The sequence below is a fragment of the Candidatus Hydrogenedentota bacterium genome (assembly GCA_016791475.1).
Taxonomy (GTDB): Bacteria; Hydrogenedentota; Hydrogenedentia; order Hydrogenedentales; family JAEUWI01; genus JAEUWI01.
Genome location: JAEUWI010000001.1, coordinates 154,457 through 180,523 on the forward strand (window position 1 = coordinate 154,457; position 26,067 = coordinate 180,523).

Genomic DNA, 26,067 nt, shown 5'->3' on the forward strand with positions numbered 1-26,067 from the left:
GGCGGGCCTATCCGCGAACAGGCTTGGCGGGAGAGCAGCGCTCCCACCAGGCGCCGATCCGATCCGCGTATCCCAGGTTTTCGAGATAGGCCATGTCGAGCTCCGCTTTCACCCCGTCCCCGGATTCATGCTCTTCGGAGAAGTAATTGGCGGCGTGCAGTGCGGTCAGGGCGGTGAAGGCGGCCTCTTCCGGCACGTGATAGCCGGATTCCTGGAGGCTGTAGTCTTCCGCGGGGCAGGCCGAGGGATAGATGTGAAAGGCGATAGCCTCCACCACGGGGTCGGGCAGTCCCCAGAGTTCCAGGAGATAACTTCCCACCTGACTGTGCGTGGCGCCCAGGACCTGAATCTCCGCGTCAACCAGGGAGATCTGCTTTTCATCCGCGTAGCGGATGGCCGTGGCGAATTCATCCGTAAGTTGCGATGCCAGGATCAACTGGCCAATTTCGTGGAGCAAACCCGCGGTAAAGGCGCGGTCGATGATCTTCTTGTCGCCGGTTTCCGCGGCCGCGATCTGGCGCGCGCCTTCGCCCACGGTCAGGCTGTGATTCCAGAGCGCGCCCAGGTTGAAACTTGCGGGAAGTTTCCGTCCTTTCGGCAGCTCGAAGACCTCCGCCATGAGCACGACATTCTTAAGGCTCTCCAGACCGAGCATGGAGCAGGCCTGGACCAGATTGGAGACGGGATTTCGCACGCCCATATAGGCGGAGTTGACGATCTGGAGTACCTTGATGCTCAGCGCCGGATCCTGTTCGATCAGTTTGCCCACGCGCGCGACCGAGGTGTCGTCGAGCATCATTTCCTGCAGGATCTGATTGTATACGACGGGAAGGGCCGGGAGTTTGCCCATGCGGTGCAGCAGGCTCTTGATGGCGCCCCCGTTGAGTTGCTCGCGGAGCGCGAAGGCCCGGGCCACCGCGTGGTACAGCTTCTGGGGGTCGCAGGGCTTGCCCATGAACTGGTGGGCGACGTTGGCGACCTTCAGGATCATCTGGGCGTCCGTGCTGCCCGACAGGACGAAGCGAACGGTGTTTGGAAATTCCTCGCGAACTTTCATCAGGAAGTCCACACCGCTCATGCCGTGCATGTTGAGGTCCGTGACCACCACGTCGAAATCGGGAAACTTCCGCATGGCGTCCAGCGCGTCTTCACCGGACTGGGCGAAGCTCATGCTCCAATCGCGGGCCACGCTCCGGAGCATGCGCTTCAGTCCGTTCAGGACGTTGATTTCATCGTCAACGAATAGGACTCGTTTCATAGGGTTCCCCCGCGCTTTCCTGCTCGGCGAAGTCTCGCCGAATGGTTTCGAAGGCTTCGACCACGAGTTCAAAAGCATCGTAGACTTCCGGCGAGAAGTGGGTGCCGCGGGTGGCGCGCATGGTTGCCACCGTCTGGTCCACCGTGAAGGCGGGCTTGTAGGCCCGCACCGACCGGAGGGCGTCATAGACATCCGCGATGGCCACGATCTGCCCGGATATGGGAATGTCGTGCCCGCTCAGGCCGCGGGGATAGCCCCCACCGTCCCACCGCTCGTGATGGGAGAGGGCAATTTCGGCGGCCAGGAGGCGCAGTTCATCGCCCCCGTTCATATTCGAAGCGCCCGCGCCCGTATAGAAAGCCTGTCCGAACCGGTCGGACTTTCCCTCCTGCGGTACTTCCAGCAGAATCGCCGCGCCGATCTCGCAATGCCGCTCCATGAACTGGCGCTCCTCGGGCGTCAGTTTGCCGGGTTTGAAGAGAATACCGTCCGGCACGCCGATTTTTCCGATGTCGTGGAGCGGGCTCGTGATGAAAATGGCGTGGCAGAACTGGAGGTCGAGATTCATCGCCTCGGCGAGGGCGCGGCTGCACGCGGCGACGCGCATGACATGCTCGCCCGTGTCCTGGTCTCGAAATTCGCCCGCTTTGGCCAGGCGCCAGATGATGTCCTGGCGCGAATGTTCCAGGGCGGCGGTTCTCTCGCGGACCTTCTGCTCGAGCACGGCGTTTTGTTCGCGAAGGCGGTCTTCATACTCCTTGATGCGAAGGGCGCTGCGAACGCGCGCGGTGAGGTCTTCCATATTGACCGGCTTGTTGAGCAGGTCGTCCGCACCCAGGTCGAGGCCGCGACGTTTGAGGTCGTTCTCCGCATTTCCCGTGAGAATAATGACCGGGATGTCCCGCGTCTCGGGGTTGCCCTTCAGGGCGGTCAGCAGGTCGAAGCCCGTCTTGCGCGGCATGTTCACATCGGAAACGATGGTGTCGATTCGCTCCCGCTTGACCAGCTCCAGCGCTTCGTCGGCGCCACCGGCGAAATACAGATCCCACTGGTCGCGTTGACCCCGGAGCATCCGGCGCAGGCCCGCGAGGAAGTTGGGCTCGTCGTCGACGAAAAGCACCTTTTTCCTTGCGGGTTCCGCGCTCCCGGCTTGCGGTTCTATCGTATAGCTGGCGTCGGTCATTTAAGTTTCCTGCGCTTCTTCCGTTCCCTGCGTGTTCTGGGGGTCTCCCAGCGGGAGGCGCAGTAGAAAGCGGGTGCCCTCCCCGGGGGTAGAATCGACTTCGATCGCCCCCTTCATACGTTCCACAATGACGGCATGGGTCAGAGCGAGCCCCTGCCCGGTCCCCTTCCCCACGTCTTTGGTGGTGAAAAAGGGCTCGAAAATCCGGCTGACGATCTCGGCGGGGATCCCGCAGCCGTTATCTCCCACAACGACCTCCACCGCGTCCTCTCGAAGTGCGCTGGAGATGGAAATGAGTCCCTTGCCGCCATTCCCGTGGCGATCGGCGATGGCGTGAGACGCGTTCACGACGAGATTGAGGAGGACCTGATTGAAAGAACTCGGGTAGCAATGGACGGGCGGCAAGTGGTCCGTCAGGTGCAGCGCGATGGCGGCGACGTTCTTCCATTCGCCCCGGGAAACGGCGAGCGTGTTCTCGATGGCGTGATTGATGTCCAGCGGCGTGAGTTCTTCGTCGCCGGGGTGGGCAAACTCCTTCATGGCCCGCACGATGTCGGCGACCCGGTCCCGACCCTCCAGGGATTGTTCGATTGCCAGGGGAATTTCCACCTTCAGGAAATCCCAGTCGATTTCCCGCCGCAGCGTTTCGAGTCCGTCGAGGATTTCGGGGGGGATGGCGGCGCCCCGTCCCGCTTCGCAGGCGGCGGCGCTCGCCTCGACAAGCCGCATCAGGCCCGCCGTGGCCTGAAGGAGGAATTGGATATTGTCGCCAATATATTGAATGGGCGTATTGATCTCGTGGGCGATACCGGCCGCCAACTCGCCGATGGCTTCCATTTTCTGCAGGTGCCCCAACTGCGCCTCCAGCTTCGCTTCGTCCGAGGTGTCGCGGGAGAAAAAACTGTAGCCCGCGATGGCGCCGTCGGGCTCCAGGATGGGTGCCGCGAAACTGCGCGAGCGATACGCGCTTCCATCCTTTCGGCCCACGGACAGCCGGTCGGACCAGCGTTCACCGGAAGTCAGGCGCCGCCAGATGTCGGCATAGAAGGCGTCGTCATAATTGGTGGTTCGCAGAATTTCGATGGATGCGCCGATGGCGTCCTGGGGCGTGTAGCCCGTCAGGCGGGTGAAGGCGTCGTTTACAAAAGTGATGATTCCGCAGCCATCGGTAATGGCCGCGGCAAACTCCGCCTGGGCGAACGCCATGGCGGGCAGCGCCTGCGCCGCAGGCACGCCACCACTGTTCCCCGTACAATCTGACATAGTCCCCTCCGATCCCCTGCAAGGACCAGCGTGATTCTTCCAACCCATCCCGTCCTAGCCCGAGCTAAGCATAGCACAGTGCTGCACCCATTCCCAGCACCGAGTTGCCATTGTTAGCGTATGGTTAGGGTTTGCTAGGGCGCCATGGGGCCGCGATTGATACCCCACCGGGAGATATTGAGTCGACCGCATTCGGTGCAGAGATAGGCGAAGCGCCCGGTCTGGAGGTTGATGGAACGCTCGCCGCACTCGTCGCAGGCGGAGGGAAGGTTTCGCGCGATCCGCTGCCCCAGAAGGGCGAGGGGTGGAGCCAACAGAAGGGCGCCGACGTACACCATGATGCCGTCGTACGGTTCTGCGCGCCGCCCGGCTTCGAAGCCGAGCAGGATGCCCACGCCAAAACCGCCGAAGACGAGCATGAAGGTCAGCAGTATGTGTAGACCCGCGGGGACAGCAGGGATCGTCTCTCGCGCGGCGTCCTGCCGCAGTGTTTCCCACACCAGATTGGCGCGCCAGTCGCCCCCGCCGTGAAAGAAATCGACAAACAGACCCGCGAGGGCCGACTCGGGGACGCCGGGGGAGGATTGCTGCCAGGTGCGCCCGTTCCAATAGATCAGCCGGTAGTCCCGCCCGCGGGCGTGGAGGGCGACCAGCGCGGTGCCGGGGCCACGCAGGGCCACGAGGGGCGCGGGCCGTTGAAGGATACGCGCCAGGCGGGAGGCGTCGACGCTGGTGCGCGTCCCATCGGAAGTTTCGAGGTGCATAGGTCGGGTTCCACCATCGGGCATGCTGCCTGCCCGTACTGTCGCAGTTCGTACCGGTGTCGGGGCCGGTGGTAGAATAGAAGGCGCGCCGGTTGATTGCAAACACCGGTGAGATTCTTCCACCCGCGTCACCGCTTCGGTCGGCCGACGCGACAAAGGCAGCCGAGCATGAGCGGAAATGGCGCGAGCCGATTCCAGTTGGCAAGACTTTACGACTTCGCACAGCGGATGTACAGCGAGGTGCCGTACCGCTATATGCAATCGGGCTATTCCTTCCCGGCCTGGCATTATTTTATTGAGGTGACGCGGCGCTGCAACCTTCGCTGCAAGATGTGCCAGTACATCGACTGGCTCGAGAACGTGCCCATTAAGGAGCAAAAGCGGGGCGAACTCTCCACGCGGGAGTGGCTGGACGTGCTGGCCCAGATCCCTCGCTTCAGCCTGATCACCTTCACCGGCGGCGAAGCCTTCGTGCGCAAGGACTTCATGGAGCTGCTGACTTTTGCCAGCCGGCGCTCTCGAACTCATTTTATTTCGAATACGACCATGCTGCCCGAAGATCGGGCGGAAGCCATCGTGGCGCTGGCGCCCCGACACACGGGAGGCGTGGGCTTCAACTTTGCCGGCACGTCCATTGAGGGACCGGGGGACCGTCACGACGAAATTCGCAAGATGAAGGGTGCATGGGAACGGAGCATGGCGGGCATTCGCCTTTTGCGCCATTTTCGAGACGCAAGCGGGAAATCCTGCCCCCATATTCACGTGACCACGGTGATCCAGCGGGACAACATCGACGTGCTCCATCTCATGCCCCGCATGGTGAAAGAGGCCGGGGTGGATGTGCTCAATCTCGTCACGGAAACGCGGATGCACGATCTGCCGGGCTTCGGGGAAAAGCCCCCAACCCTCTTCAACCACGAAGATATCGACTGGCCGCGAATCAATCGCTCCGAGCTATCCATCGCCCTGAATCGGACCTTGGACGAGGCGAAGTCGGTCGGCGTTGAAGTGCGGCTGCCGCGCATGCCCCGTCAGGATCTGCTCGATTACTATGACGGGCGGGGCATTGATCTGAAGGCGTATCAGTGCCGAAACGCCTGGAACACCCTCATTATCGGTCGCCTCGGCGACGCCTATCCCTGCTGGCTCCAGAAAGTGGGCAATGTGCGGGAGAACTCCCTTAAGGAGCTGTGGCACAACGCGGAAATGCGCGACTTCCGGCAGACATGCCAGAAGAAGCTCTTCGCGCCCTGCCCCGGTTGCTGTTTCCTCGAACACCGTGGCGAGCAAATTGCCGCGCGGCCCATCGTGGCGGGTGTGGCGGCAGGCAATGCCTAGGAAGATGCCGGCCCGCAATCAGGTCACGGTGTCGAGCGCTGGGCTCGTCCGCGATACCGATCTCAACGCCTTCCTTCAGCCCGACGAGACGATAGACTTTCTTCACCCCGCCGTGTCCGCGTTGGCGAAGACCTTGCGCGCCTCCGAGGATGACTCCGTTGCCACGGCGCGGGCCTGCTTCGAATGGGTGCGCGACGAGATCCGGCATAGCGTGGACTATCGGATGAACCCCGTGACGTGCAGCGCCTCGGAAGTGTTGGCGGCGGGCACGGGCTATTGCTACGCCAAGGCGCACCTGCTCGCGGCGCTGCTCCGCGCCAACGGCATTCCGGCCGGGCTGGTTTATCAGCGCCTGAGCATCGGCATCTGCGGGCCACCGTACTGCACCCACGGCCTCAACGCCGTCTACCTGCCGGTGTACGGCTGGTATCGCATTGATCCCCGAGGCAACAAGCCGGGTGTCGATGCACAATTCACCCCGCCCGTGGAGCGGCTCGCCTTCCCGCTGCAGGACTCCGAAGAGTACATTTTTGACGAAATTCATGCCACGCCGCTGCCCGAAATTGTAAGAGCCCTGCGGCGCTGGAAAACCTGGGACGCGTTCTACGCCCGCCTGCCCGATGTGCAGGGGCGCAAGAGGAAACCATGACCCCTCGCAATATTCTCGTTATCGGCAGTGCCAACATTGATCTCGTCGCGCGCGTTTCGCGCATCCCCCGACCGGGGGAAACCCTCATGGGCCAGACCTTCGCAACCATCTGCGGGGGCAAAGGGGCAAATCAGGCCGTTGCCGCCGCCCGATTGGGCGGAAACGTGTCGTTCCTCGGCTGTGTGGGCGACGACGCCTTCGGGGTGCAGCAGAAAGAAAGCCTTCGCGCCGCCGGGGTGAAGCTGGACTTGCTGAAGACGGTCTCCGGCACGCCCACGGGTACCGCCATCATCGAAGTAAGCGACGAGGGCGAGAATTCCATCGTGGTCATTCCGGGAGCTAATTTTAAACTGACGCCGGAAGATATTCTTGCCTGCCGCGCGGCTTTCGAAGCGGCGGATGCGGTGCTGATGCAGCTCGAAGTGCCTGTTGCCGTGGTCGAGGCCGCGCTGGATCTCGCGCGGGAGACGGATACCTTGTCCATCCTCGATATCGGCTCGGATCAACCCGTCTCCGAGGCGGTCATCGGAAAGGCTACCGTGGTAACGCCCAATACGAGCGAGGCGGAGCGCCTGACGGGCATGACCATAGAAAGCGATGCCGATGTCGAGGCTGCGGCCGCGCGGTTGCTGAGTTTTGGTTCCAGCCATGTTGTCATGAAGTTGGGGAGCCGTGGATCGCGATATTTTGGCGAAGGCGCGCGCTTTGACGCGCAGCCCTTCAAGGTGGAAGTGGTGGACACGACGGCTGCGGGCGATGCCTTCACCGGGGCACTCGGCGTGGGCTGGAATGAGGGTGCGATAGCGGAGACACTGCGCTTTGCCAATGCCGTGGGCGCCCTGGCGACGACGAAAGCGGGGGCCCAGCCGTCGCTGCCGTTTGCGGAGGATGTAACGCGGATCTTGAACCAGCAGCGCTGAGCAGGATTGGTCACAGGGACGACAGGAAACCAGACCGATGAGTCCCTCCGTCTACGGTGGCTCGGTTGTCCCTGCTTGCAAGTTGGAATTTCTCTGACTGGCCGCGATCCGGCCCCCTGTGATACAGTACCGGCCTGCATAATCCATCGTCCAAAGGAGTATCCCCGTGGCCAATCTGATCTGTGCCGCAGACCTGAAACAATTCAATCCACTCCGGTTGGAGTCCGTCATTCGCACGCTGGAGGCCCAGGGCATTGACGAATTGCACTTCGACGGCGCCGACGGGAAGTTCATCCCCCGCTACGGCATGGCCCCGTCGGCAGTGGCTGCCGCAAAGGACCTGACGAAGCTGCCCTGCCACTACCACCTGCTGGTGGAGCAGCCCGACCTCATGCTGTCGGAAATCCTGAAGAGCCGCGCGGATACGATCTCGATTCACCTGGAAACGTGTGTCCACATCCACCGCACGCTGGCCGCCATCCATGATGCGGGTCATGTGGCGGGTGTTGCGGTGTCGCCCACGACTTCCCTTACGAAGATTAACTACCTGCTGCCCCAGATTGGCCGCTTGTTACTGGTGGGTGCGGATCCGGTGGCGCCTGGGCGGGCCATGCCCCGGGCTGCCTTTGACCGGGTCCGAATTGCCTGCGAGAACATACGGTATCATGAGTACACCGTGGCCGTGGAAACGGAAGGCCCCATGGGTCCCGAGGACGCCGCCCGCTGCCAGCGTTTTGGAGGGGTGCGGATTGTAGTCGGTCCGAAGGACGTGCCGGGGCTTGGCGATCCCGCCGCGCCGGAGGCCCTGCGGGAGTACCGCGCCGCTGCTGCTTCGGCCGTGCATACGGTATAGGTGCGGTCCGAGTCCAACTCGGGAAATCAGGGAGACTTCATCGTGCAGGAAACGGGCCGCCTGGCCGCATCATTCCGCGATCCCAGCGGTTTCGTTTTTCGCGATGACCAGGGCGTCTTGCTGCGGCAGGTCAATGCCGTCTATGGGCCGCACTATGACCAGCTCATGGATTCCGGGCTTTACGCGAAGCTGGTGAAGCGGGGGCTGCTGGTATCCCATGAGGAAATCTCGCTGGAGCGCGCGCTGACGTCGGAGGCCGTCCGGGTGCTGGCGCCGGAACCGATCAAGTTTATCTCTTACCCTTATGAATGGTGCGCGGGGCAACTCCGCGACGCGGCGCTGCTGACACTCGATATTCAATCCATCGCCATGGAGCATGGCCTGTCCCTGAAAGACGCCAGCGCCTTTAATGTTCAGTTCCAGGGTGCGCGCGCTGTATTCATCGACACCCTGTCCTTCGAGCCCTATGTGGAAGGTAAGCCCTGGATCGCCTATGGCCAGTTCTGCCGCCACTTTCTCGCGCCCCTCGCCCTTATGCACTATGGCGAGGCCGGCATGGCGCGCTTGATGCGCGGATACATCGACGGAATACCTCTGCCGCTTGCGGCGCGGGCCCTGCCCTGGCGCTCGAAACTCAAGCCGGGCTTGCTCCTCCATCTGCACCTGCTGGCCCGGGCCGAGCGTGCCCAGTTGAATCAGGAGGGACCGGGCGGCGCCGCGAAAGCCGTCAAGGTCTCCAGGCAGGGACTGCTGGGGATCATCGATAATCTCCGATCCACCATCCGCGGGCTGGACCGGAAGTCGGACAAGACCACCTGGGGCGACTACTACGCCCACACCAACTACAGCGACGCGGGCGCCCGGGCGAAGGAGGCGCTGGTGCGGGACTATCTCGGCCAGATCGCTCCCGAGACCGTCTGGGATCTCGGCGCGAACACGGGGGTCTATAGCGCGTTGGCGGCGGAATGCGGCGCGGTGACCGTTGCGATGGATCTGGATTACGGTGCGGTGGAAGCCCTCTACCTGCGGGAGAAAGCGTCGCTCAGGGGCGTGCTGCCGCTGGTGATGGATCTGTCCAACCCGAGTCCCGCGCTGGGTTGGGCCCATGAAGAGCGTGCCAGCCTGCTCCAGCGCGGTCCGGCGGACTGCGCCATGGCCCTGGCGCTTATCCACCACCTATGCATCGGCAACAACGTCCCCCTTCCGCAGGCGGCCGCCTTCTTTGCCCGGACCTGCCGGCATTTGATCATCGAATTCGTGCCGAAGGAAGACAGCATGGTGAACCGCATGCTGGCCACGCGGGAGGATGTCTTTCCGGGCTATACCCGAGAGGGTTTCGAGGCGGCCTTCGGCGCGTACTTTGTCATCGAGGCCCAGTCGCCGGTAGACGATACGCTGCGGACGCTGTATCGGATGAAAAACCGAACCCAACCCTGAGGCGTCGCCCATGCATGGAAAAGGCTTTCCCTGGTACCCGCTGCTCTTCGGCTTTTTCCCAGCCCTTTCGCTTCTGAGCCGCAATATTGGCGACGCCCATTTTGCCGAAGTGTGGCTGCCCTGTGCGGTCGTGGCGGCGATTGCCAGTTTGCTCTGGGGATTGCTGTATGCCCTGCTGCGCGATCACCACAAGTGCGCGCTGCTTATCGCGGCTTTCTGGGTGCCCTTTCACGCCTATGGCGCCCTGGCCGACGGACTGAAGGCGGCCCTGCGCGCCGGTGCGTCACCCTTGCCTGTCCTTGCTGTTGTCGCGCTGATCGCTCTGGGGGGCGCGGCGCTGTTCGTGTGGCTCTGGCGGACCCGCCGCGATCTGGCGGGGCTGACGAAGGGGCTGAATTTACTCGGGGCGTGCCTGTTGGTGGTGCCCCTGACGACCTACGGTCTGGCCCGCATCAGGCAGGAGGCGCCCGCCGCCACCACCCAGTCCGCGGGCGCGGCCAACCTTTCCCCCGAGGCGCTCGCGGCCCTTCCGGACATCTACTATATCATTCCTGATTCCTACCCTCGGGCCGATGTGCTGCGCGATACCTTTGGTCATGACAACACGCCGTTCCTCGATGCACTGAAGGAGCGGGGCTTCCATGTGGTGGAAGATGCCCACTCGAACTACCCCAAGACTCAGATGTCTCTCGCATCGTCCATGAACCTCGACTACCTTGATCCCGGTCGGCTCGAGGCCCAGTGGAATCAGGCCCTGCCCGATTTCGTGGCCCAGATCTGGGACAACAAAGTCATGGACTTCCTGGCGGGCTATGGCTATGAGTTCCCGACCTTTTCCTCGGGCGTAGCGGCCACCGAGATCAACGCGGGACGCTTTGTAAAGCCCGACACCTTTCTCCTCACGGAATTGCAGCAGGTTTACCTCGCCATGACGCCCCTGCGTTCGCCGGTGGAGCGCATGTCGCGATCCAACGAGGCCAACCGGGTCTTGTTTGTGCTGGACGGTCTCGGGAAGGTGCGCCGGGGCGACAAGCCCATGTTTGTGTTCGCCCATATGATGGCGCCGCACATGCCCCACAACTTTGATGCGGAAGGCAAACCGCGTACCGAAACGCCCCCGTACTACGAGGGCTTTCGGGATGCCGTGAAGTGTATCAACGGGCGCCTGCTTACAATGGTCGACCGAATCCGCGAGCGCCAACCCAATTCGGTAATCATCATTCAGGGCGACCACGGCTGCCGTTCAGACTGGCAGAGCACCGCGGGCACGGACCTGATCCCCTGGAAGGGCACGCGCGACGAATACATTCGCGACTACACGGCCGTGCTGAACACGATCTACTTTCCCGATGGCGACTACAGCGCCTTTTATCCCGGCATCACGCCGGTGAACACCTTTCGGATCGTGTTCAACAAGTATTTCGGCACCAAATACGAACTGCTGCCCGACAAGACCTTTATGAGCTTTCCGGGCAGCAGTGAAATTGAACAGGTGCGGTAATCCCTCACGCCATCGGGATGGGATGATCCCAGATGCCGGAGTAGGCCTCAGTTGCGGGGCCTTCCTGGTAGACGCAGCCGTCTTCGGCCCATTCGATGGCCAGGACTCCGTAAACCAGGTGCACGTTGACACGACGTTCCACGCGATCCGTGATCATCGACGCCAGCGCGGAACCGCAGGAGCCACTGCCGCTGGCCATGGTGATCCCGCTGCCCCGTTCCCAAATCCGCATCACGATATTCTGGCGGTCAACAACGTTGACGAATTCTACATTGGTCCGGGCCGGGAAGCTGGGGTGGTGTTCGATTTTCGGGCCGATTTCCGTGAGTTTCACGGCCGTGGCGTCGTCCACGAAGAACACCGCATGGGGATTGCCGATATTCGCGCAGGTCACGTGGAGAATCTGCCCGTCGATGTCGATGGGCTCTTCTTTCACCTCGCCCGGCGCGCCGAGCATCGGGATTTCGGCGCGCTCGAATCGGGGCCGGCCCATGTTGGAGCGGACGGACAAAACCTTGCCACCTTCGGTCTTGAGCACCACAGCGTTGGGCCCCGCGAGGGTACCGATCACAAACTCGGTCTTGCTCGTGAGGCCGCGTTCGAAGACATATTTGGCGAAGCAGCGGATGCCGTTGCCGCAGGTCTCCGCCTCGCTGCCGTCGGCGTTGAAAATGCGCATGTCAAAGTCATGCTGCTCGCTCGGCTGGATTAGGATAATGCCGTCGGAACCCGCGCCGAGGTGGCGGTGACTCATCTGGCGGGAAAGCTCGGGCCAGTCGACGCCGGGATACTTCGCGGCTTCGATGAAGTGATAGTCGTTTCCCAGGCCGTGGAGCTTGGTGAAGGCGATGCTCATGTATGGAATCCTTTAGTGGGGGAATGGGAAGGGGGATCAAGTCATATTGCTCTTAAACGAGGGCATATGCGCAGGCGGGCATTTTAGCATACGCATAAGCACTGGGAAAATGGTTTCCCACAGATGGACGCAAATGGACACAGATAGGAATTGAAAAACGATTAACCGCAAAGAACGCAAAGAGCACAAAAGAAAGACCTTTCTCTGTGCTCTCTGCGTTCTTTGTGGTTCAATTCTTCATTGTCAGATTGATGGCTCCACCCGCACTTCCGCCCAGACGATCTGTTGCCCCGCGGGCTGCTGCGCGGTAAACACATTCCCGCCATCCTTCACCGCGTCCAGCGGACAGTCGAAGGCGAGCGCCCTTACCGCGCCGGGGAACTGGGCGGGATTCTCCACATCCACCGCCGCTGCGCAAGCCGTGCCGTTGACCGTTGCCGTGTAGGCAGCCTCGGCGACGCCGGGCTTCTCGCCCAGACCGATGATGAAGCGTACCGTGCCCGCAGCGGGCCTGGGGCCGGTGTTGATGGTGAAGCTCGCCTCGGCGCCTTCCGCCGGAAGCACCACGCCGCTAGGGAAGCCGGAGGGCACGGTGTCGCGGAAGCACTGCAGATGGCGGCGCGGCTGGGTAAAAACCACGTCCTTGCCGAGGCCCTGTTCCACGAGGATGCGGTAGTCCGAGGTGCTCACGGGAATGGTCTCGGAGTCCATGTAGTTGAAGAGGTAGATCTGGTCCGCGCCGCGCTGCCAGGCGCTCGCCGCAAATCCCCGGGTGGAGGCGAGATCATTGGCCATGGGCGCGCCGCCGTGCCAGGCCCGGGAATTAAACTCCAGTCCCGGTGCCAGCTTTACAGCGGCCCCTTCCACGCCCATTTGCTCGCGCCAGAGCTCTACGGGAATGTCGAAATCGGAACTCAGCCAGAAGGGGCAGGGGATGAGCAGGTCCACGAGTCCTTCCTTCGCCCAGCGCACCCCGTCCATGCCCAGGCCTTTGGCGGCATCCGGGTGAGCGGGAACCCGCGCGGCAAGTTGGATGGCGTGTCCGCGCTTTTCACCCCACTCGATGGTGAGCTGGCGCACCTGGCGCATGAACTGGGTCAAGAGCTCGGCGCCGGCCGCTTCTTCTCCGTCCTTGAAATGCCAGCCAAAGCGCATCCAGTCCAGCTCCAGGCCGTCCGCGTCGTAGCGTTCCAACAGTTCCTTGACGAAGTCCATGGCATGGGCGCGCACTTCCGGGTGGCCGAAATCCAGGGCACGGGTGGTCCAGCCGCCGCTGGGATCGTTGGGCACGCGCCAGAACTGGGGATTCTTTACCCAGAACGTGCTGTGCATGTAGCTCGTGGGATCCGGCACATCGTGAATGTCGTTCATCCGCATGGAAATCCAGGGGGAAATGCCCTTCTCCCGGGCGCGGGCAATCCAGATGGCGTAGGGGTCCAGGCCCTGTTCGTGCAGCAGGCGCGCATTGTCCATCCACTTCTTGCCGGCGCCCTCGGGCATCTTCTGCTCGCCCAGTTCCCAGATGGCATCGCGCGTGGCGCTCTTGAAACTCGCCTTCATGGAATTGGCGTTCAGGAAGAGGTGGGACACTTTGGTCCCGGCATATTGATCGATGAAGGCGTTCAGGCCTTCAAGATTCATCATTTCCGCCGGCCGCGAGGTGAAATAGTGGCTGTTGTCCTCGTTGATGATAATGCCGGGTTCGGCGTTGGCGACAGGGGCCAGACAGAGGATAGCCAGCAGGGTGCTGATGTGTTTCATGGTTTGTGCTCCAGGTTGAGGGAGTAGCATAGCGGGTGGACTATACCGGAGGCCAATCCGTACAATCGCGCCATGCGCATCGTCTTCTTCGGGAACGCCTCCAACCGTATTGCCGCCATCCGCTACCGCATCGGAACTTTCGCCCGCATGCTTGAGGCGGAGGGCCACCGCAGCACCGTGTGCCTGCCCATGTCGATGGCGGAGGAAGAGCACTATTACAGCGGGGCATCGAAACCGGGCAAGCTCTGGATGCTTTTTCAGGTCGTGTTGCGGCGATTGGCGCAACTGCGTCACGTGCCCCGCGCTGATGTGGTGTACTTTCGAGGCCCGCTGCTACCCTATGGTCCGCCCGTGCTGGAGCGACTCATCCGGTGGATGAATCCGCGCCTCGTCTTTGATATCGACGACGCCATCTGGGAGCCACCGGCCCATGTGGAGAGCCTCTTTCTGCGTTGGGTGGACTACGGCTGGACACGGAAGATGTCGGGCTTGTGCGCCCATGCGGTTGTAGGAAATGGGCTGTTGCGGGACTATGTTGCCCGCCTGAATCCAAGTGTGACCATCATCCCCACGTGCATCGATATGGAGTTGCACACGCAGAAGGAGTACACCGGACGGGAAGCCGCGATACTCGGCTGGACCGGTCTGAAAGACAACCTGGGCTATCTCGCGCCGATTGAAGGCGTCCTGAGGGGACTGGCGGGCGAATACGGCATCACCCTGCACATTGCCACGGGAAAACCCTACGCATTGCAGGGGGTGACGGTGGAAAACGAACACTGGACCCTGGAACACGAAATCGAGTACCTGCAACACGCCGACATCGGCCTCATGCCGCTCCACGATACGCCCCGCGCCCGGGGCAAGTGCGCCTTCAAGGCGCTGCAATATATGGCCGTGGGTACCCCTGTGGTTCTTTCGCCCGTGGGTATGAACGCGGAAGTGGTGGAGGATGGTGTCAGCGGCTTCCTGGCGGACTCGCCTGAGGAATGGAAGGAAAAGCTTGCGCGGCTCATCACCGATCAGGCGCTGCGCGAGCGCATGGGCCGTGCGGCCCGCGCACGGGTGCAGGCGCGCTACAGCCATGCGGTATACTTTCCCGTGCTGAAGCGGGTATTGGAAAGGGTTGCGCGTGGTGAAAAAGAGCGGTGGTGAGATCGTGTTGAGAAATGGGTCTTATGGGTCTTATGGGTCCTATGGGTCTTATGATGAAAAAGTTGCGAATACCCGCCACGACGACCAGTGGCCCATTGGCCCCATACGACCCATTGAGCCAGCCCCATGCCCATGACCCCCTCCAATGATCCCGATATCGCGCTGGCCCAGGAGTGGCTCGGCGAACTCGAAGCCTGGCTTGCGGCCCACGGTACGGTTGGCTACGATCCCTTCGACATCAAGGCCCACCCGCGCATCCGCGCGTTGCAGGAGCGGCCCTTCCTCCGAAAGACGAGCACGGTGCTGTGCGATGCCTTCCCCCGAGCATCGCGCCGGTTGCTGGGCATCTCGCCTACGGAAAATCCGAAGACCCACGCGCTCCTCGCCATCGGGCGGCTGCGCTTCCACCAGATCGCGGGCGACAATGGGTCGCTGAAGGCCGCGCATACACACCTGAAGTGGCTGCGCGATCATTCATGGACAGGCTCGAGCGGCTTGTGCTGGGGTTACCCCTTTTGGGTTTACGGCGCGGGCGTCGATATCCCGACTCGCTCTCCGATTGCCGTGGTAAGCGCCATCGCGGGCGAAGCTTTTCTGCTGGCGCACAACATCACCGGCGCAATGGAACACCTGGAGGCCGCGCAATCCATTGCGCGACACTTCATGGAAGATCTCCCGCGCATTGGTGAGACTGACAGATCTTTTTGCTTTGCTTACGGACTTGCGGATCATCGCGCCGTGCACAATGCGAACTTGCTCGTGGCGCAGCACCTGCTCGAAGTCGCCGTGGCGACGGATGATGAAGCCATGGCGCGCACGGCCCTGCGTTCGGTGCAGTTCTCGCTTGACGCGCAACGGCCCGACGGCGCTTTTCCCTATGGCGCGATGCTGCCCGGCTCGCGGCAAGAAGCGGCGCTGATGGCTCTCGTGGATCACCACCACACCGGTTTCGTGTTGCGCTCGCTGACCGCCATCAACGCGCACGCACAAAACCCGATCATCAAAGACGCCCTCAAACGGGGCTACGCCTTCTACCGAACCCTGCTTGATTCCAGCGGCATGCCCCATGGCGAACATGGCACGTATCCCGTTGATATCCACGCCTGCGCCGAAGCGATTCTGTGCCACGCGACGCTGGAGAAGGACTTCATGGGCGCGCGTCAACAGTCGGTGATTGCGCTGCGTTGGGCCTGGGCCTACATGCGCGACGTGAAGGATGGCGCGCCTCACTACCGGAAGTACAAGGGCTTTACCTCGAAGATGCCTTATCCCAGGTGGGGCGTGGCCTGGATGTATCGGGCGTTGGCGGAATATGTGTGGCGGATAGGGTGATTGACGCGTCGCTTCAGTCACCGCACCCACAAGCTGATGGCCGCCCGAGGCGGCCCGCGTGTGGGTCGGAGATCCGTCGCAGGAGGATGGCGCCCGTGATGATCGTTGAGATATCTCCGTCGAACTTGTCCACTCGGTCCACCTCGTCCACTCCGTCCACAAATCCCTTTGCATCCCCACGGTCCCGCCACGTACCATGTGCCCCGTCACACGCCGCCATCGGGAATGAGGGACATCGCGCATGAAGCAAGTGCTGGTCAAAGGGGGCAGGGTGCATCTGGAAACCGTGCCGCCTCCCGCCATCGGGCTCGGAATGGCACTGGTTCGGGTGTCCTATTCCCTCATCAGCTCGGGCACGGAATCCTCTTTTGTTTCCAGCGGCGGTACGGCCGCCTACGCGCTCAAGAAGGCAAAAGATCCCCTCAACATAGAAAAGGTGAAGCGGAAGCTCGCGACGGTGGGGGTGAAGGGCACCCTCGACATCGTCCGCGGCAAACTCCTCGAATTTCAGGCGCCGGGCTACAGCACTTCGGGCGTAATCGTGGCCTGCGGCGCCGACGTGCCCGGCTTTCGCGTGGGCGATCGGGTGGCCTGCGCGGGCGTGGGCTACGCCTGCCACGCCGAGTTCAACGCCGTGCCCCACCAACTCCTGACACCCCTACCCGACGGCGTGGATTTTGACGCGGGCGCCTTTGTGGCCCTGGGCGCGATCGCCATGCAGGGCGTGCGCCGGGCGCAGCCAACCTTCGGCGAGACGATCGTCGTAATCGGGTTGGGGCTGGTCGGTCTCCTTGCGGCGCAGGTCGTCCGGGCCGCCGGTTGTCGCGTCATCGGCTGCGACCCCGTGGTGACGCGTCGCAACCTCGCATTGGAATTGGGCGTTGAAGCCGCGTGCGCGCCGGACGAGCTCGAAGGTGTCGTCCATGAGTGGAGCGCGGGCTATGGCGCGGATGCCGTCATCGTGTGCGCCGCCTCCAAAGACAGCGCCATCGCGAATCAGGCCATTGATCTGTGCCGTCCGCGCGGCCGCGTCTCCGTGGTGGGCGCTGTCGGCATGCACCTCGAGCGCGAGGGACTCTTTCGAAAAGAAGTCGATTTTTCGCTGTCCTGCTCCTATGGTCCGGGCCGCTACGATACGGCCTATGAAGAAAATGGACTTGACTATCCCATCGGCCACGTGCGCTGGACCGAGGGCCGCAATATGGCGGAGTTCTTGCGCATGGTCGCAGAGGGCAAGGTACGGGTGTCGTCGCTTATTTCGCGCATCGATTCCGTCGACGACGCCGCCAGCGCGTATGACGCGATCACGCGGGGCGACGGCGATACGATAGCCGCACTGCTGCGTTACTCTATTTCAAACGAAGATCGCCTGGGCGTTCACCCCCCCTTCCCCCCCGTCCACCTTCGGCGCATCTTCGACAGCGGGGGGATGGACCCCGTGCTCAATCTCCGTTCCATCAATCCCCCCGCAGGCAGCATCGGCGTGGCCGTAGTCGGCGCGGGGGCCTTCGCCCAGGCCTTTCACCTGCCGAATCTTCAGCGTATCGAAGGCTGTCACCTCGAAGCCGTTGCCGCGCGCACCGGCAGCTCGGCGAAACAGACTGGGGAGCGCTTCGGGGCCCGGTACTGCACAACCGATATCGATGTGATTCTGGCGGACCCGAAAGTCCACGCGGTGGTGATTGCGACACGTCACAACCTTCACGCGGCACAAGCCCTCGCGGCCCTTGATGCGGGCAAGCACGTCTTTGTGGAAAAGCCCATGGCGCTGACAGTGGCGGATTGCGAGGCGATCTGCGCGAAAGCGTCTGAAACCGGTCTGCTTGTGACCGTGGGATACAACCGGGTCTCTTCGCCCCATGCCCGCGCGGCCAAAGCGGCGCTGGCGAAGGTGTCGGGGCCAACGCAGGTAATTTATCGTTGCAACGCGGGACCTCGCCCGGCGGACCACTGGTCGCTCGATCCTGAGGAGGGCGGCGGTCGCATCCTGGGCGAGGCGGTGCACTTCTACGATTTCTGTTGCTGGTTGCTCAACGCCGATCCGGTTTCGGTCATCGCACAAGCGGCGGGTATTGCGCCGGACTGGAATGACCTCACCACGCTCCTGCGCTTTCCCGATGGATCTCTGGCCACGGTGATCTACTGCACCACGGGCTCGCTGAATTCGGGCAAGGAACGTATCGAGATCTACAGGGGCGGCGGATCGATCGTCATCGAAGATTATCGCGGCGTTCGCTTCGATGGCCTGCCGGGGAAGAGCGTCAAGCCAGGCCGCGAGGACAAAGGTCAATTCGGGCTCCTCCAGAATTTCATTCGCGCCGTACGCGGCGAAGAGCCACTTGAGGTGACGGCGGCACATGGCCTCCGTGCGACTCGGATCGCCCTGGAGGCTTTGGCCTCGGCGCGGGGAACCAGTAGGACGAATTGGACCGATAGGACGGATGAGGGAGATCGAACAAATCCGTCCTATCGGTCCTATCCGTCGAATTCCCCGGAACCCACGCCGTGAAGATTTGTATCCTCAACGTGCTCCACGGTCCTTTCGACAAGCGTATGTTTCACAAAGTGGGTATGTCGCTCGTCGCCGCGGGCCACGAGGTTGTGTCCATCTGTCCGCGCGGTGAATTTAGCGGCCCTGAGCGCGACGGCATTCACTTTCACTACATCCCGGCGTCGGGCTCAAAGGTTCACCGGCTGAGGGCGCTGGCGTATCTCTTCTGGCTGGGCCGCCGGGCGCGTGCGGACCTGTATCTCGCGCCCGAGCCCGAATCGTGGGTGGCGGCGCTGCTAATCAAGTGCACGCGCCGCTGTCGTGTCGTTTTTGACATGCACGAACATGTGCCCACGGAGTTCGCGAAATTCTTTCCCGCGTTCCTGCGGGAGGGCGTCGTCTGGCTCACGCGCCGCGCGATGCGGGGCATGGCGCGTTTTACCGACTACATCATCCTCACGCGGGAGAGCTTCGACTTCGAGTGGGACGGGCTCTCCACACCGCGCGGCGTGGTCATAAATTCCAACCACGTCCAGCCCCGCTGCAACGAAGTGCCGGACGCCATTCGCAAACGCATTGGCGAGGGTCCCGTCGTGCTGCATCAGGGGACCTTCGGCACAATCCGCGGTTCATGGCAACTGCTCAACGCCATGAAGATCGTCCGTAAGAAAGTGCCCGGCGTCCGCTGCGTTGTGCTGGGGCACTATGCCTACGGCGATTTCGACAAGTACAAGCGCGCCATTGAGCGGACGGGACTCTCGGAAAATTTCCAGCTCGTGGACACCGTGCCCTACGAAGAGGTGCCGGCCTGGATCGCGGCCTGCGACGTGGGGCTCATTCTTTTTCAACCGGGGCTCGTAAATCACACCCTGGCCATGCCCCATAAGCTTTTCGATTATATGCGCGAGGCGAAGCCCGTGGTCGCGCCGGATTTCGCCATTGAAGTGGCCCGAATTGTGGATGACGCCGCGTGCGGTGTGCTGGTGGAGGTGACCGAGGCCAGGGCCATCGCGAAGGCCATCGTGCGGCTCCTGAGCGACCCCGCGCTCGCGCGGCGGCTCGGTGAAAGCGGTCGCAAAGCCGTGGAAGATCGCTATAACTGGCAGCACGAAGAGGCGAAGCTCCTCGCCGCGATTCAGTCGCTGGAGCGGGGCTAGTCCATGTGTGGCATCGCTGGCATCGCTGGAAATCAGAGCCCCGCTCTGATCGAGCGCATGACCCGGTTTCTTGCGCATCGAGGCCCCGATGGCGAGGGGTTTCACGTGGGCGCGGGCATCGCACTGGGCCATCGTCGCCTGGTGGTGCTGGATCGCGAGGGCGGCGCCCAACCCATGCACGACGCCACGGGGCGTTACACGCTGGTCTACAATGGCGAGATCTACAACTACCGCGCACTGCGCGAGGCGCTGCGCGCGGAGGGATACCTGTTCCATACCCAGTGTGACACGGAAGTGGTGCTGGCCGCCCTGATTCACTGGGGCGAGGCCGCGCTGCGGCGGCTTCAGGGCATGTTTGCCTTTGCCCTGTGGGACCAGGCCGAAGAGCGATTGCTGCTGGCCCGGGATCCCCTGGGGGTGAAGCCTCTTTATTACGCCCGAGTCCAGAACGGTCTCTATTTTGCATCGGAAATGAAGTCCATCCTGTGCTGCCCCGAAGTTTCCCGGGAGATGGATTCGGAGGGGCTGGAGGACTACCTCACCTTTCTTTACACCGTGCCACCTCGAACGATTTATCGCGATATTTGTCAGCTTCCGGCGGGCCATTGCGCCACGTGGCGTTCGGGCGAGTGGCGGGAGCGGCGCTACTGGCACTGGCCCATGAGCATGCCCGAGGCCGACGAAGCCGCTTGGCTGGAGCGATTGGGATCGCACCTGGAAACCCACATGCCGCACTATGCGGAGGCCGACGTGCCCGTCGGCGCGCTGCTCAGCGGCGGACTGGATTCCGCCTGCATTGTGGCGCAACTCGCGCGCACGACTTCTCCCCAGACATTTTCTATCGGCTTCGGCGCGGAGGGCGGGCGGCTGGACGAGACACAGGCGGCGCGAGCGTCGGCGCGGCACTTTGGTTCGACCCATCGCGAGCTGCGCGCCGAGGCCGATGTCGCCGCGCTGCTACCTGCGATGGTGCGTCACTTCGACGAACCCTTCGGCAATCCGACCGCGCTGCTCACGTATGTACTCGCCGAAGAAGTGCGGAAGTACGTTACCGTGGTGCTGTCCGGCGACGGCGGCGACGAGGTCTTCGGCGGCTATCGACGCTATCAGGGCATTGCGTTGTCGGATCGACTGGCTTGGGCGCCGCGCGCGATCTGGCGGGGCAGCGCCGCATTAATGAGTCTATTCCCATCGGGCACAAGTAGTCCCGCGAGTATTCGACGTCTCCAGGGCTTCGTGACGGCGCAGGGCCGCGATCCCGTTGCGCGATATGCGGCGTGGACCGTCTATCATGACCGGGCATCGCTCGACGGGCTTTATGCGCCCGAATTGCGGCGGCAACTCGCCGGGCGCGATCCCCTGGCGCATCTTCGCGCGCTGGCGACGGAGTCGGCCTCGCTCGGCCCGGTGAATCAGGCCATGTACCTCGATCTGAACACTTTCTTGCCGAACAACGTGCTGCGCTATGGTGACCGCATGAGCATGGCTCACGGCTTGGAGTTGCGTGTTCCCCTGGCCGATCCCGTGCTTGCATCTACATTTCTGTCGATGCCTGTACGTTTCAAAGTCGACGGAGGTACAACGAAGGTGCTGCTGCGCGAGCACCTCAAAGGCCGCGTGCCCGACGGGGTGATAACGCGGCCAAAGCTCGGCTTGAATCCCCCCATGGGTGCCTGGCTCAACGACGCATTGCGCCCGATACTGGAGGACCATCTGTCGGAGGCTTGCTTGAAGCAGCGCGGCTGTTTCGCGCCCGCGGCGGTGGCAAAATTGATGGAGGAGCATCGGCGCGGTTGGCGGGATCACACTTGGCGCTTGTGGTCGCTGATTGTGTTTGAAGAATGGCGCCGGGCCTATATGGACTGAATCAGCGAAGGGTTGACGCCGTCTTTGGCCGCGAGCAAAGAGTTTCCCACAGATCTACACAGATCCGCACAGATAAAACAGAGATACTCCGTGGCCTCTTGCCTGGCAAACTTCCGCCTTGAATACTCTCCTCAACCGTATACCACAAACGGGTTGTTTTGTTGCGACTATTCTTCCTCCTGTCTGTGCTGATCTGTGAAAATCTGTGGGAAGGCATCTTTGCATAGGCCGCAAAAGGACAAGAACTCCAGGAAAATGACTTCCGGTGCTCCGTGGTGTACTATTGGCGTAACCCCGATCCATCAGGCGAAAAGCATGAACAAACTGATCATCCAGATACCGTGCTACAACGAAGAATGCGCCCTGCCCGTCACGCTTCAGGAGCTCCCACGGGAGGTCCCTGGATTCGACGTGGTGGAGTGGCTCGTTATCGACGATGGATCGACCGACGACACGGTGCAGGTCGCGCGCGACCATGGGGTCGACCATATCCTGCGCTTGAGCGTCCATCGCGGGCTGGCGAGGGCTTTCACGGCGGGGCTGGACTATGCCATCAAGGCGGGGGCCGACGTGATCGTCAATACCGACGCCGACAACCAATACAACGCGACGGACATCCCCGTGCTGGTGTTGCCCATACTGGAAGGCACGGCGGAATTCGTGGTGGGCGCGCGCCCCATCGACACTATTCAGCATTTCTCCGTCACGAAGAAGGTGTTGCAACGACTCGGGTCATGGGTTGTGCGCGTGGCGAGTGGCACGGACATTCCCGACGCGCCGAGCGGCTTTCGCGCCATGACGCGCGACGTGGCCATGGGCCTGAACGTCTTCGACAGCTATACCTACACGCTGGAGACCGTAATACAGGCCGGGCGAAAGAACATGGCCATCACCTCGGTGCCGATTCGTACCAATCGTGATCTGCGCCCCTCGCGACTGATGAGGAGTCCGGCGCATTACATTGGCAAGTCCATCGTGACGACGATCCGCATCTTTATGACCTACCGCCCCTTTCGGTTCTTTGTGATTCCGGGGATGATTCTGTTTGTGCTGGCGCTGGTCCCGAGTCTGCGCTATGTCTGGCTTCACGTCACTGGACACGGTGGCGGCAATATTCAGTCGCTTATCGCGGCGGCGGTCATGTTTTCGGGCAGCTTCGTGCTGGTCGTGGCTGGATTCCTGGCGGAGCTAATCGGCGTGAACCGGCAACTGCTCGAAGATCTCCGCTGGCGCATGCGCGAGCGCGAGTATCAGGAGCACCGCGCGCGCAAGGGGAAGTAGGGGGAATGGGCCGTATGAGTCGTATGAGTCGTATGTTTCCAACGGATACCTGCAATCACTGTGAATTCCACTAGTGAGCGCCACTACTAAGGTGGACATTCAACGGGCCTGGGGCAAGGCGCAGGGCCTCTTTCTCCTGTTGAAACCACATCGCCGCTTTGCCTTCCAACGTGAACTTACGTTCCTCGACCGATAGCAGTGAGCCTTCCGGCATACCCAGCACGGGGAGCTCAGGGTTGCGAATCAGGAATTCTTTGATCCGTTGCACGCGGGACTCGCCGGCATGGCCTTGAGGCGCTTCCGCAATAAAATGCGGATTGATTTGAAAGGGGATCAGTCCCAAAGCCTCCAGTCCCCTCGGGGACTCGATGGGCATGTCGTTGGTCGTCTTGATGGTGGGGCAGGCCAGATTGGCCCCGGCACTCCAGCCGACATATTTTGCGCCCGCCGCGACCGCCGCGCGAATCGCATCAAGCAGTCCCTCTTCCTGGCAACGACACAGCAGAGAGAAGGTGTTGCCGCCCCCCACGACGATGCAGTCCGCATTGGAAATCGCCGCAGCTTTTTCAGGCGCCGTGTGAATTCCGACGATGCGCTCCATGCCCAGTCCCGTGTTCACGCGGGCCGTGTAGTCATCATAGGAGATGTCCACGGCGGCATAGGGGATGAAGACAATATTCTCGACGCCCTCAAGGAAAGGGTCGAGCCAGGGCCGAGTCCAGGCGAGGTAGGGTTCGCCCGCCATGGTGGAATTGCTGAAGAGAAGGAGGGACATGAGGGAGATCCTGTTGATGCAGCATTCATTTCAACTCCAGCCGCGCTAAAATGAGCTCCACCGACTTCTCCACCGGCGCTTCGCCGGACAACACCAGATCGGCCACGTTTTTGCAGGGCTCCACGTAAAGCTCATGCATGGGTCGCACCTGGGCGAGGTACTGGGCAATCACGCTTTCTGCAGTCCGCCCTCGTTCGGCCACGTCGCGGCGGAGCCGCCGGATGAATCGAATGTCGGCCGGGGCGTCCACATAGACCGTCAGATCGCACCGCGCGCGTAATCCCTCGTGGGCCAGTGCATTGATCCCCTCCACCACGAGCCAGGAGCAGGGTGCAACGAGCACGGTGTCCGGACGGCGCGTATGGGTGGCGAAGTCGTACTGGGGCGCTTCCACAGGCAGGCCTGCGCGTAGTGTTTCCAGATGGGTCACCAGCAAATCTGTCTCCTGCGCGTCTGGATGGTCGTAGTTGAGCGCCGCGCGTTCCTCGGGCGACAATGCGGACTGATCGCGATAGTACCAGTCCTGCTGGAGCAGCGTCGCCAGCGGGCCCAGGCGCTCCATCAGCGCGGCGGTGACCGTAGTCTTTCCCGAGCCACTCCCGCCCGCAATGCCCACAATGCGCGGTGCGTCAGCCATTTGCCAGGGCCTCGCCGAGGAGTGCGGATACCTCAGGGGCATAGTCCAGCTTCAGCGCGAACTCGTGACCCCGATCCGACATCTTCCGCCAGGTCTTTCGGATGATGCCGATCATCTTCTCGCGATCTGTCTTCGCGGAAAAATCGCCAATATGGTGCTCCAGAAAAACGAGGCAGGCCGCGTCTTCCAGCGCCTGCGTATCGGCGTCGTCGTGCAGTTGTTTCTTGTGCAACAGAAACGAGACCCGCTCGATCATGGCAGCGTCGACGCCGGCCGTTGCCATGATAGCGCCGACCTGCTCCGCGTGAAACGTGTAAAGTCCCCGACGCCAGGCCAGGTAGCCCTTGCGGTCCATGGGATATTCTTCCCGCGGGTGCTCCCAGCGCCGGATGTGCTGGGCACGCGCGGCAATTTGCAACGCGGCGTCCGCATCCGGTCGGAGGCGCGCGAGCCACTGGCTCATTCGGCGCCCGTAAAGCAATTCCCGAGGCAGGTACTCGCCCGCTTCGATATCGCTGTTGGGATCCTGGCGGTTGGCTTGATCGATGGCCTCCAGTATCTTCTCCAGTTCGTCCTGGGTCATTGTGGCGGAATCCCTTTTGGGTTGGATTGACGGCTACGGGATTGTATCCCCCGGCCTGCCCGAAAGGGAAGAAAGTTGTCCGTTCGGGCCGCCCGCATAGCATGCTGAATCGGTGGAAAGTGCGCTGAATTTCGCGGAATTCTGGAATGGCGCGCGCTCCATCAGGTACCATGTGCGGCGTTCGAAATTCGCTGGGCCCTTGGCCGCTTCCGCGGCGGGGTTGCCGCAGTACACGGGGCCTCCTCAAGGCCAGGAGCAGCGCAAAGGCGGACTAGCACAAGGAGGTTTGCCGCGCTTATGAGCACCACATCCATTTCCGGCAGCCGGTTTTCGACCACCGTCGGCAAGGAACTCATTGTCGGCGTGACCGGCGTTCTACTGGTCGCGTTCATTCTCATGCACCTGATGGGCAACTTGCTCATCCTGCTCGGGCCGGGTGCCTTCAACGATTACGCGGAGAAGCTCCACAGCCTGGGCGAGCTCGTCTGGATCGCGCGACTCGGCCTGATTGTCATGTTCACTGCCCACATCAGCATGGCCATCTCCCTCGCCCGCGCCAATGCGGCGGCCCGGGGCGGCCAGCGCTACGAGGTGGAGAAGTCCGCCGGCCGCAAGACGGTGGCAACCCGCCTTATGGCCCTCAGCGGCATCGCCATCCTCTGCTTCGTTCTCTTCCACGTCTATGACTTCACCATCACCGGCGATCGCGAAGGCGCCCGCTCCTTTGTGGACGGTATGAGCGAAGACAGCATGGGGCTCTACGGGGTCGTATTCAACTCGTTTGCCAACCCCGTGCGCTCCCTGTTCTACATCATCGCGGTGTGCGCCGTGGGGCTCCACCTGAGCCACGCGATTTCGAGCGTGGTGGTTACTCTGGGCTTCCTGGCCGACAAGAGCACGGACCGGGCGGAACTCGCAGCCAAGGCCATCGGCCTGATCGTGGCGCTGGGTTTCTCATCCATTCCCCTTTTCGTGCTCTTCCGCGCCCATGTGATAGGAGTCTGAGC

The 26,067-nt window shown here is 62.2% G+C and carries 22 protein-coding genes; 13 read left to right on the forward strand and 9 right to left on the reverse strand.

The window, feature by feature from the left end; all coding sequences use genetic code 11:
* Nucleotides 1-7 precede the first annotated feature (7 nt).
* The 4 genes from JNK74_00605 to JNK74_00620 form a co-directional block, all read right to left on the reverse strand.
* Nucleotides 8-1,258 carry an HDOD domain-containing protein gene (locus tag JNK74_00605; GenBank protein MBL7644664.1) on the reverse strand — a complete coding sequence of 417 codons (1,251 nt, stop codon included), beginning with the start codon at nucleotides 1,256-1,258 and terminating at the stop codon, nucleotides 8-10.
* Nucleotides 1,236-2,441 (reverse strand): response regulator, encoded by a 1,206-nt coding sequence (locus JNK74_00610; GenBank protein MBL7644665.1) that lies wholly within the window; start codon nucleotides 2,439-2,441, stop codon nucleotides 1,236-1,238. Before JNK74_00610 ends, JNK74_00605 begins: the two co-directional genes overlap by 23 nt.
* A complete protein-coding gene (locus JNK74_00615; protein ID MBL7644666.1) occupies nucleotides 2,442-3,704 on the reverse strand; it encodes a PAS domain S-box protein in 1,263 nt (420 codons plus the stop codon).
* A gap of 134 nt (nucleotides 3,705-3,838) precedes the next feature.
* Complete coding sequence (locus JNK74_00620; GenBank protein MBL7644667.1) at nucleotides 3,839-4,468, reverse strand: hypothetical protein; 630 nt, start codon at nucleotides 4,466-4,468, stop codon at nucleotides 3,839-3,841.
* A 168-nt stretch (nucleotides 4,469-4,636) separates the two neighbouring features.
* Between JNK74_00620 and JNK74_00625 the strand changes: the two genes are divergently transcribed.
* The 6 genes from JNK74_00625 (at nucleotide 4,637) to JNK74_00650 (ending at nucleotide 11,166) form a co-directional block, all read left to right on the forward strand.
* Complete coding sequence (locus JNK74_00625) at nucleotides 4,637-5,806, forward strand: radical SAM protein (protein ID MBL7644668.1); 1,170 nt, start codon at nucleotides 4,637-4,639, stop codon at nucleotides 5,804-5,806.
* 4 nt (nucleotides 5,807-5,810) lie between these two features.
* Nucleotides 5,811-6,455, forward strand: a complete 645-nt coding sequence (locus JNK74_00630; GenBank protein ID MBL7644669.1) for a transglutaminase family protein — start codon at nucleotides 5,811-5,813, stop codon at nucleotides 6,453-6,455.
* On the forward strand, nucleotides 6,452-7,375 hold the full coding sequence (gene rbsK / locus JNK74_00635; protein MBL7644670.1) for a ribokinase: 924 nt from the start codon (nucleotides 6,452-6,454) through the stop codon (nucleotides 7,373-7,375). The genes JNK74_00630 and rbsK overlap by 4 nt, the downstream gene beginning before the upstream one ends.
* A 166-nt stretch (nucleotides 7,376-7,541) precedes the next feature.
* A complete protein-coding gene (locus JNK74_00640) occupies nucleotides 7,542-8,228 on the forward strand; it encodes a hypothetical protein (protein ID MBL7644671.1) in 687 nt (228 codons plus the stop codon).
* A gap of 39 nt (nucleotides 8,229-8,267) precedes the next feature.
* On the forward strand, nucleotides 8,268-9,665 hold the full coding sequence (locus JNK74_00645; GenBank protein ID MBL7644672.1) for a class I SAM-dependent methyltransferase: 1,398 nt from the start codon (nucleotides 8,268-8,270) through the stop codon (nucleotides 9,663-9,665).
* Between the two features lie 10 nt (nucleotides 9,666-9,675).
* The gene (locus JNK74_00650; protein MBL7644673.1) at nucleotides 9,676-11,166 is read left to right on the forward strand and encodes a sulfatase-like hydrolase/transferase; all 1,491 of its coding nucleotides are present in this window, start codon (nucleotides 9,676-9,678) and stop codon (nucleotides 11,164-11,166) included.
* 4 nt (nucleotides 11,167-11,170) lie between these two features.
* Here JNK74_00650 and JNK74_00655 read toward each other — a convergent pair whose 3' ends face one another.
* A complete protein-coding gene (locus JNK74_00655; GenBank protein MBL7644674.1) occupies nucleotides 11,171-12,016 on the reverse strand; it encodes a diaminopimelate epimerase in 846 nt (281 codons plus the stop codon).
* Nucleotides 12,017-12,265: 249 nt separating this feature from the next.
* Nucleotides 12,266-13,783, reverse strand: a complete 1,518-nt coding sequence (locus JNK74_00660; GenBank protein MBL7644675.1) for a hypothetical protein — start codon at nucleotides 13,781-13,783, stop codon at nucleotides 12,266-12,268.
* 72 nt (nucleotides 13,784-13,855) lie between these two features.
* On the opposite strand from JNK74_00660, the gene JNK74_00665 reads away from it, so the two are divergent.
* The 6 genes from JNK74_00665 (at nucleotide 13,856) to JNK74_00690 (ending at nucleotide 23,065) form a co-directional block, all read left to right on the forward strand.
* Nucleotides 13,856-14,938 carry a glycosyltransferase gene (locus JNK74_00665; protein ID MBL7644676.1) on the forward strand — a complete coding sequence of 361 codons (1,083 nt, stop codon included), beginning with the start codon at nucleotides 13,856-13,858 and terminating at the stop codon, nucleotides 14,936-14,938.
* Nucleotides 14,939-15,064: 126 nt separating this feature from the next.
* Nucleotides 15,065-16,270: a hypothetical protein gene (locus tag JNK74_00670; protein MBL7644677.1), complete on the forward strand. Its 1,206-nt coding sequence runs from the start codon at nucleotides 15,065-15,067 to the stop codon at nucleotides 16,268-16,270.
* Between the two features lie 241 nt (nucleotides 16,271-16,511).
* Nucleotides 16,512-18,779, forward strand: a complete 2,268-nt coding sequence (locus JNK74_00675; protein MBL7644678.1) for a bi-domain-containing oxidoreductase — start codon at nucleotides 16,512-16,514, stop codon at nucleotides 18,777-18,779.
* Complete coding sequence (locus tag JNK74_00680) at nucleotides 18,776-19,918, forward strand: glycosyltransferase (protein ID MBL7644679.1); 1,143 nt, start codon at nucleotides 18,776-18,778, stop codon at nucleotides 19,916-19,918. The genes JNK74_00675 and JNK74_00680 overlap by 4 nt, the downstream gene beginning before the upstream one ends.
* Before the next feature lie 3 nt (nucleotides 19,919-19,921).
* Nucleotides 19,922-21,784, forward strand: coding sequence for an asparagine synthase (glutamine-hydrolyzing) (gene asnB, locus JNK74_00685; protein MBL7644680.1), 1,863 nt, complete (start codon nucleotides 19,922-19,924; stop codon nucleotides 21,782-21,784).
* Between the two features lie 315 nt (nucleotides 21,785-22,099).
* Nucleotides 22,100-23,065, forward strand: coding sequence for a glycosyltransferase family 2 protein (locus tag JNK74_00690; protein MBL7644681.1), 966 nt, complete (start codon nucleotides 22,100-22,102; stop codon nucleotides 23,063-23,065).
* A gap of 70 nt (nucleotides 23,066-23,135) precedes the next feature.
* Here the strand turns inward: JNK74_00690 and pepE are convergent, their stop codons facing one another.
* Genes pepE through JNK74_00705 form a run of 3 tightly spaced genes read right to left on the reverse strand, consistent with a single transcriptional unit; the run spans nucleotide 23,136 to nucleotide 25,060 of the window.
* Nucleotides 23,136-23,840: a dipeptidase PepE gene (pepE, locus tag JNK74_00695; GenBank protein ID MBL7644682.1), complete on the reverse strand. Its 705-nt coding sequence runs from the start codon at nucleotides 23,838-23,840 to the stop codon at nucleotides 23,136-23,138.
* 25 nt (nucleotides 23,841-23,865) lie between these two features.
* Nucleotides 23,866-24,477, reverse strand: a complete 612-nt coding sequence (gene udk / locus JNK74_00700; GenBank protein ID MBL7644683.1) for a uridine kinase — start codon at nucleotides 24,475-24,477, stop codon at nucleotides 23,866-23,868.
* A complete protein-coding gene (locus JNK74_00705) occupies nucleotides 24,470-25,060 on the reverse strand; it encodes a DUF4202 domain-containing protein (GenBank protein MBL7644684.1) in 591 nt (196 codons plus the stop codon). Before JNK74_00705 ends, udk begins: the two co-directional genes overlap by 8 nt.
* A 297-nt stretch (nucleotides 25,061-25,357) precedes the next feature.
* On the opposite strand from JNK74_00705, the gene JNK74_00710 reads away from it, so the two are divergent.
* Nucleotides 25,358-26,065 (forward strand): succinate dehydrogenase cytochrome b subunit, encoded by a 708-nt coding sequence (locus JNK74_00710; GenBank protein MBL7644685.1) that lies wholly within the window; start codon nucleotides 25,358-25,360, stop codon nucleotides 26,063-26,065.
* Nucleotides 26,066-26,067: the final 2 nt, after the last annotated feature.